6 protein-coding genes and 1 pseudogene are annotated in these 8,168 nt (G+C 66.1%); all 7 read left to right on the forward strand.

Annotated elements, in window-relative coordinates; all coding sequences use genetic code 11:
* A pseudogene (locus HMPREF0298_RS07655) lies at positions 1–185 on the forward strand (pantoate--beta-alanine ligase); the annotation flags it as partial.
* 50 nt (positions 186–235) lie between these two features.
* Positions 236–1,798, forward strand: a complete 1,563-nt coding sequence (gene lysS, locus HMPREF0298_RS07660) for a lysine--tRNA ligase (RefSeq protein ID WP_006840579.1) — start codon at positions 236–238, stop codon at positions 1,796–1,798.
* A gap of 430 nt (positions 1,799–2,228) precedes the next feature.
* Positions 2,229–2,369, forward strand: a complete 141-nt coding sequence (locus HMPREF0298_RS12715) for a hypothetical protein (RefSeq protein ID WP_006840580.1) — start codon at positions 2,229–2,231, stop codon at positions 2,367–2,369.
* A 547-nt stretch (positions 2,370–2,916) separates the two neighbouring features.
* A complete protein-coding gene (locus HMPREF0298_RS07665) occupies positions 2,917–4,929 on the forward strand; it encodes a glucose PTS transporter subunit IIA (protein WP_006840582.1) in 2,013 nt (670 codons plus the stop codon).
* A gap of 29 nt (positions 4,930–4,958) precedes the next feature.
* Positions 4,959–5,822, forward strand: a complete 864-nt coding sequence (locus HMPREF0298_RS07670) for a PRD domain-containing protein (RefSeq protein WP_006840583.1) — start codon at positions 4,959–4,961, stop codon at positions 5,820–5,822.
* Positions 5,819–7,516: a phosphoenolpyruvate--protein phosphotransferase gene (gene ptsP, locus HMPREF0298_RS07675; RefSeq protein WP_006840584.1), complete on the forward strand. Its 1,698-nt coding sequence runs from the start codon at positions 5,819–5,821 to the stop codon at positions 7,514–7,516. The genes HMPREF0298_RS07670 and ptsP overlap by 4 nt, the downstream gene beginning before the upstream one ends.
* A 160-nt stretch (positions 7,517–7,676) precedes the next feature.
* A partial coding sequence (locus HMPREF0298_RS07680) for a Clp protease N-terminal domain-containing protein (protein ID WP_280985045.1) occupies positions 7,677–8,168 on the forward strand: 492 nt, incomplete at its 3' end.

Here is an 8,168-nt window from a genome sequence, read left to right on the forward strand (position 1 = left end):
CGCGCGGGGTGCTCGACGCGGCCGGTGTTTCGCCCGATTACCTCCAGCTGCGCTCGCTGGGCTTTGGGCCGGCGCCCGCGCAGGGAGACGCCCGCCTGCTCGGCGCGATCACCCTGGGCGGGGTCCGGCTCATTGACAACGTCGGCGTTCCTGTTGGTGTGGGGTTTAAAAACATCGGGGGATAGCTGCGAGGTCGAGTTCGCCCCGCCGTGCCGCCCCGACTACCCTTGAGCAGGTGACTAACCAGAGCCAGGACATCAGTGAGCAGCAGCAGTTTCGGCGGGCAAAGCGCCAGAAGCTTATCGACGACGGACGTGGCGCCTACCCCGTCTCCGTCGACCGCACGACGTCTCTGAAAAACCTCCGCGAAGCTTATGTCGTCGTGGCCGAGGACGACGAACACACCCCGCCGGAGGGCGTGACGGCCCTGGGCCCGGGCGAGGAAACCGACGATGTGGTCTCCGTCGCCGGGCGCATCATGTTCAAGCGCGACACCGGCAAGCTGTGCTTCGCGTCCCTGCAGGAGGGCGACGGCACCCAGCTGCAGGTCATGCTGTCGCTGGCCGAGGTCGGCGCCGATGCGCTGGCGAGCTGGAAGGACGACGTCGACCTCGGCGACATTGTGTCGGTGACTGGGCGCGTGATCGCGTCGAAACGCGGCGAACTTTCGGTGATGGCGTCGTCGTGGCAAATGGCGTCGAAGGCGCTGCGCCCGCTGCCGGTCGCGTTCGCCGAGATGAACGAGGAGCAGCGCGTTCGCCACCGCTACACGGACCTGATCATGCGCTCCGCGGCGCGCGACAACGCGATGACCCGCATCAAGGTCATCGCGGCGGTGCGCAAGTACCTCACCGGCCTGGATTTCGTCGAGGTCGAGACCCCGATGCTGCAGACGCTGCACGGCGGGGCGGCCGCGCGCCCCTTTGTCACCCGCTCCAACGCACTCGACATCGACCTCTACCTGCGCATCGCGCCCGAGCTGTACCTGAAGCGCTGCGTCGTCGGCGGCATCGAGCGCGTCTTCGAAATCAACCGCAATTTCCGCAACGAGGGCGTCGATTCCTCGCACTCGCCGGAGTTCACCATGTTGGAGACCTACCAGGCGTGGGGCACCTACGCCGATGGCGCGAAGATGATGAAGGGCCTCGTGCAGTTCTGCGCCGAAGAAGTCTTCGGCTCGCAGAAAGTCACGCTCGCCGACGGCACCGAGTACGACTTCTCCGGCGAGTGGAAGGTGCTTCAGATGTACCCCTCACTCAACGAAGCGCTGGCCCGCAAATTCCCCGGCCAGCCGGAGGTGACCATCGACTCCAGCGTCGAGGAGCTCACCGCGGTCGCCGGGGCCATTGGGCTGAAGGTGCCTGCCAACGCGGGCTGGCTGCACGGCAAGCTCGTCGAGGAGATTTGGGAGGAGTTGTGCTCTGATCAGCTCTATGAGCCGACGTTTGTGACCAACTTCCCCGTGGAGACCTCGCCGTTGACCCGCGACCACCGCGATCAACCCGGGGTGACCGAGAAGTGGGACCTCTACATCCGCGGCTTCGAGCTGGCCACCGGGTATTCGGAACTGGTGGATCCGGTGATCCAGCGCGAGCGCTTCGTCGACCAGGCGCGCCTGGCCGCTCACGGCGACGACGAGGCGATGGTGTTGGACGAGGACTTCCTCGCCGCGATGGAGCAGGGCATGCCGCCGACCGCTGGCACCGGCATGGGAGTAGACCGCCTGCTCATGGCCCTGACCGGCCTGGGAATCCGGGAGACGGTGCTGTTCCCCATGGTCAAGCCTGAAACTAACTAGGTTTGCGAGTTTAAAACCGGTTTACGGCTCGCATCGCTTGTCGACGCGGTAGGGTTGCGTACGGCTTTTCATAACACTCGTACAAAAGGATAAATCTCGTGAGCACCATCTACCCCGGCCCCAACCATGGGGAATTCGATCGCGACGGTCTGCCCATCCGCAAGAAACGTCCCACTGGCACGCAGCCCGCTGCCTCGTTTGCATCTGCGCAGCCGTCCGACCCGCTCGATCCCTTCGCCGCGGCGCAGCCGCACTACCCCGTGCAGCCGGGGACATACCCCGCGGCGTCCTACGCGCAGCCCCCGTACGCCGTGGCCCCGAAGAGCAAGATTGTGGCAGCGCTGCTGTTTTCTTCCTCGGATCCTTCGGTATTGGTAACTTCTACCTGCACCAGAACAAGCGGGGTATTGCGAAGCTGATTCTGACGCTCGTGGACTTCGTCACCGCAATCATCCTGATCGGGTTCGTCATCCTGGCGGCGGTGGGATTCTGGGCGCTCGTCGAAACAATCCTCGTGCTAGTCGGCGCGGGAGGATACGACCGCGACGGTAGGGGAGTGCCGCTGGACTAGGCCGAGACCTTTGGGTTTCGCTGGTGACCTAGGGTTTTCGCCAGGGTATTCTTTGACCGTGACATTTCGTCGGCTGAGATGTCACGGTCAAGCCGTTTCTGGCCGTGCCGACCTGGGGTTTTGCACCACGGCGTCCGCTGACCGTGACATTTCACCGCCCGAGATGTCACTGTCGAGCCGGGACCGCCACAACTGACCTGGGGTTTTACACCGGGCAACCCCTTGACCGTGACATTCCACCGCCCGAGATGTCACGGTCAAGCCGATCCAGCCACCGGCGACCTGGGGTTTTGCGCTTCGGTGCCGGTTGACCGTGACATTGCACCGCCCGGGATATCACGGTCAAGCCGATCCGGCCACCGACAGCCAGAGGGCGCCTACAAGCAGTTGCCAGTGAGTATTGCGATTTTGCTTTGCTAGTTCTAACATCATCATTGACACCAACCACAGGGTTGTTACCCGCCCACAAGCGGGCGGGGCAAGACCTGGAGAGGTCGCGGTTTCGCGTTGTCTCCGGGTCTTTTCGCATTTCGAAAGGAAGTGAACAGTGTCCACCACAACGTCCAGCCTGAGCGCGCAGGCGAAGGACATCCTCGACGGCGTCGGCGGCGCCGACAACATTGCCTCGCTTACCCACTGCGCAACCCGTTTGCGTTTTGAGCTTAACGACGCCTCCCTGGCCAACAAGGCCGCCCTCGAGGCCGTGCCGAAAGTCATGGGCGCCGTGCCCCAGGGAGGCTCCCACTACCAGGTCATCGTCGGCGGAGACGTCGCCAACGTGTACACGGCAATGAACAACCTGCCGGAAATGCGTGAGCGCACCAACTCCGCCGTCAAGGCGCAGCAGCGCGCGAAAGCGCAGGGAAAGCTGCCCTGGCTCGACGCGTTCTTCGAGTACCTGTCCGATTCCTTCCGTCCGATCCTCGGCGTGCTGTTGGGCGCATCGCTGGTCATCGCGTTCGCCGCGGTGATGGACGCGCTGGGCCTCGTCGATTTCCGCGCCGAGGTCAAGAGCCCGGGTTGGCAGTTCGTCGACGCGATGTGGAGCTCGGTGTTTTTCTTCCTGCCGGTCATGGTGGCCTACAACGCTGGCAAGAAACTGGGTATCGACCCCTGGGTCCCGGCGGCGGTGATGCTGGCCCTGTTTACCCCGAACTTCACCGGCCTGGCGGATCACCCGGACGCCGTGACAACCCAGAACGCCCTGCTGGGCAGCGAGGTCACGCGCGTGGATGTATTCGGCCTGCCCATGTACCTGCCCGACTACAACGGCAACGTCTTCGTGCCGCTGATCATGGCGGCGATCGCGGCAGTTGTGTACAAGGGTTTGCTGAAGATCATTCCCTCTGCTGTCCACATGGTCTTCGTGCCGTTTTTCACCCTGCTGGTGATGATCCCCCTGACCGCGTTGGTGATCGGGCCGTTCGGCTACGCCCTCGGCGCCTGGATCGGCACCGGACTCGCGTTCTTGAACACCAACGCCCCGTTCGTTTTCGCCATCGCCATCCCAATGCTGTACCCCTTCCTTGTCCCGCTCGGCCTGCACTGGCCGCTCAACGCGCTGATGCTGGTCAACATCCAGACGCTGGGCTACGACTTCATCCAGGGCCCGATGGGCGTGTGGAACTTCGCCTGCTTCGGCGCCACCGCGGCTGTGCTGGCCATCTCCATGCGGGAAAAGGACAACGTGATGCGCCAGACCTCCGGTTCGGCGCTGGCGGCCGGCCTGTTCGGCGGCATCTCGGAGCCCTCGCTCTACGGCATCCACCTGCGCTACAAGCGCATCTACCCGCGCATGCTCGTCGGCTGCTTCGTCGGCGGCGTCACCATCGCGATCCTGTCCGCGCCGTTCGCCGGCGTGCAAACCAACGCCTTCGTGTTCACCTCGCTTCTGACCATCTCGGTGTTCAACCCGGCGTGGGTTTACATCATCGCCATCGCCGTGGCCTTCTTCACCTCCTTCGCGCTGATCTACATCAGCGACTACCGCACCGCGGAGGAAAAGGCTACCGCACGAGAAGGCGCAGCGCAGTCGGCTGAACCAGCGCCCGCCGCACAAGAACCCGCCGCACAAGAACCCGCCGCAGAAAAACCCGCCGCAGCCACGCGCGTCCTCGCCCCCGCGGCCGGAGAAATCGTCGCGATGGAGGCGCTTGATGATCCCGCGTTTTCCACCGGCGCGCTCGGCCAGGCGGTCGGGGTTATCCCGGAGGCCGGCGAGGGCACGGTTGTCTCCCCGGTGGCCGGCACGGTGATCTCCGTGGCTAAGACCGGCCACGCCTACGGCATCAAGACGGCCGACGGCATCGAAATCCTCATCCACATCGGGATCGACACGGTCAAGATGAAGGGAGAGGGCTTTGAGCCGCTGGTTGCCAAAAAGCAGGCGGTCACCGAGGGCACCGAGCTGGCGCGGGTCAATTTCGCCGCGGTCAAGGCCGCGGGGTTTGACCCGACGGTGATCACCACGGTGGTCAACACCAAGGCCATGGCCGGTGTCGCCGACATCGCCGACGGCACCGTCGGTGCGGGCGATCCCGTGCTGGAAGTAACCAGGTAGAAGTCCGGGCCCGGCTACACTCTCAACGCATGCAGATACTGCGCGTGTTCAACAACAACGTCGTGCTCGCCCGCAGCGGTGAGCACGGTGGGGAAGTTGTGGCCACCGGCCGTGGGATCGGCTTCGGCAAGAAGCAGGGAGATGTGCTCGACCCCGCCACGGTTACCCGCGTGTTTGTGCCCGCGGAGGGCCGCGACCCGGACCATTCGGCGCAGATGCTCGCCGGTTTGCCGGCCGAGCGCGTCGCCCAGGTTGCCGCGGCCCTCGAGGCCGTCGGCGCACCAGCGGACAGCCGCAACCGGTTGACGCTGGTCACCGCGATCTCCGATCACATTGAGTTCGCCGCCGCCCGCGCCGCCTCGGGCGAGGAGCTCAACTACCCGCTGCGCAGCGAGGTGCTGCACCTTTACCCGCGCCAGTACGAGATGGGTGTGGAGCTGCTGGCGGAGATCAACCGGCGCCAGCGCGCGGCGGGGGCGGCCGAACTGCCGGACTCCGAGGCCACAGCCTTGGCTTTGCACCTCGTCAACGCCGGGTTCTCCACGGGGGATCTGGCCCAGACCTACCAGATGACGGGCGTGATCCAGCAGATGCTCGAGATCGTCGCGGCGGGGCTGTCGATCACGTTGGACACGGCGTCGATAAGCGTGGCTCGCTTTATCACGCACGTGCGCTACCTCCTGGTCAGGCTCAGCCACGGTCGCCAGCTCGACCACGACCAATCGCCGCTGACGCGCCAGCTTCTCGACGCCTACCCGCGCGAGGTCGCCTGCGCCCGCCAGGTCGCCACCGTTGTGGAACTGCGCTTCGACTGCGCACTTACCGAAGATAAAATCGCCTACCTCGGCCTGCACATCGTCAGGCTGAGAGAAACCCAAAGGATGAGCCAATGACTGACCGATCAGTACTGCACGGAATCGGCGTGTCCGCCGGAACCGCTTCCGGCCCCGCCGCAGTAGTCACCCCGCCCGCCGGCGTTGACGAGGCCGAGCCGCCCAGCGTCGACCCCGAAGCCGACGGCCAGCGCGTGCGCGAGGTGTTAGAGCAGGTGGCGGCGTCGCTGCGCGAGCGGGCGCGCCACGCCAACTCCGAGACCTCCGCCGCCGTGCTCGAGGCCACCGCGGCCCTCGCCACGGACCGAGGCCTGATCAAGGGGGTAGCCAAGGAACTGCAGAAAGGTTCCGGGCCCACCCGGGCGATCTTCGACGCGGTCGAGGTCTACGCCGCGAAGCTGCGCAAGCTCGGCGGCTACATGGCCGAACGGGTGACCGACCTCTACGACATCCGCGACCGCGCCATCGCGCGCCTGCGCGGGGTGGCGGAACCGGGTGTGCCGGCGCTGAGCCGGCCGAGCGTGCTTGTCGCCCACGACCTCGCCCCCGCCGAGACCGCAACCTTAGACCCGGCGCTCGTGCGCGGCATCGTCACCGCCGGCGGGGGAGCGACCTCGCACACCGCGATCCTCGCCGCCCAGCTCGGCATCCCCGCGGCCGTGCAGGTCAAGGGAATCCACACCCTTCTCGCAAGTGAAGGCGAGGTAGAGCTGGCCATCGACGGCGGCGTCGGCGAGGTCATCGTCGCACCCACGCCTGAGGACGTCGCCGAGCTAAAGGAGCGCTCGCGCCGCCGTGCTGCGGCGCTTGCAGGTTCTTCGGGCGAGGGTGCGACGCGAGACGGGCACCGGGTGAAATTGCTGGCGAATATCGGCACCGCCGCCGACGCCGCACAAGCCGCCGCGGCGGACATCGAGGGCTCCGGCTTGTTCCGCACCGAGTTTCTCTTCCTCGACCGCGAGGCCGCCCCGAGCGTCGAGGAGCAGACCGCGACGTACGCCGAGGTGCTGCGCTCTTTCGGCACCCGCCGCGTGGTCGTGCGCACTCTCGATGCCGGCGCCGACAAGCCGCTGAGCTTCGCCGACCTCGGACCCGAGGACAACCCCGCGCTCGGCCGGCGCGGTCTGCGGCTGTCGCAGGCGCGCGAAGATCTTCTCGACGCCCAACTAAGCGCCCTGGCCGCCTCGCACAAACTCGTGCCGGAGGCGGACCTGTGGGTGATGGCACCGATGGTGACCACGGTAGAGGAAACGCAGTGGTTCGCCGACAAGGCCCGGGCTTACGGCCTGCCCCGCGTGGGCGTGATGGTGGAAACCCCGGCGGCCGCTGTGCGCGCCAAACACCTGCTCGCGCTGGTGGATTTCGCCTCCATCGGCACCAACGACCTGTCGCAGTACACCATGGCCGCCGACCGCATGCAAGGCGAGCTCGCGCACTTGCTGAACCCGTGGCAACCGGCCGTTTTGTCCATGGTGCGCGCAACGTGCCGCGGCGGGGAGGCCACCGGCAAGCCCGTCGGGGTGTGCGGTGAGGCGGGCGGTGACCCGCTGCTCGCCCTCGTGTTGGTCGGCCTCGGCGTAACCTCGCTGTCGATGGCCCCGTCGCGGGTGGGCGCGGTGCGCGCCGCGTTGCGCAGCCACGACATCGACACCTGCCGCCAGATGGCGAACTTCGCCGAGGACGCACCGACCGCGGCCGATGCGCGCGCTGCCGTGCTCGCTCTGGCTGACCCGGTGTTGCGCGACCTGCTCTAGCGGCACCAAGCCCATGTTCGCTACTGGCGAACATGGGCTTTGACATGCATTTTTACCCCTTTTGCGCGAAAGCGCTCCAGAAAGTTGGGAAAGGTTGTCGCACCCGCGCGTTATGGTGGAGGACAACTATTTTTACATAACTTTCTTAAGGGGTTGCCTGATGTTCGAGCGGTTTACCGACCGAGCCCGCCGCGTTATCGTCCTGGCGCAGGAGGAAGCGCGCGCGCTGAACCACAATTACATGGGCACGGAGCACATCCTGCTCGGCCTGATCAAGGAGGGCGAGGGCGTCGCGGCCAAGGCGCTGGAGTCCATGGGCATCAACCTCGAGGACGTGCGCCGCGAGGTCGAGGAGCTCATCGGCCACGGCACCCAGCCTGTGACCGGTTACATCCCGTTTACGCCGCGCGCCAAGAAGGTGCTTGAGCTGTCCCTGCGCGAAGGCCTGCAGATGGGGCACAAGTACATCGGCACCGAGTTCCTCCTGCTCGGCCTCATCCGCGAGGGCGAGGGCGTTGCCGCGCAGGTGCTTATCAAGCTCGGCGCCGACCTGCCGCGTGTGCGCCAGCAAGTTATCCAGCTGCTCTCCGGCTACGAAGGCGGCGAGGGCCAGGGCGAGGGCGGCGAACAGGGCGGTCTCGCCGGCGCCGGC

It is taken from the genome of Corynebacterium lipophiloflavum DSM 44291 (assembly GCF_000159635.1).
Lineage (GTDB): Bacteria > Actinomycetota > Actinomycetes > Mycobacteriales > Mycobacteriaceae > Corynebacterium > Corynebacterium lipophiloflavum.

Bases quoted from the DNA above. Each gene is read 5' to 3' on its own strand.
- HMPREF0298_RS07670 (WP_006840583.1), top strand. From the start codon at position 4,959: ATGCAGATACTGCGCGTGTTCAACAACAACGTCGTGCTCGCCCGCAGC.
- ptsP (WP_006840584.1), top strand. From the start codon at position 5,819: ATGACTGACCGATCAGTACTGCACGGAATCGGCGTGTCCGCCGGAACC.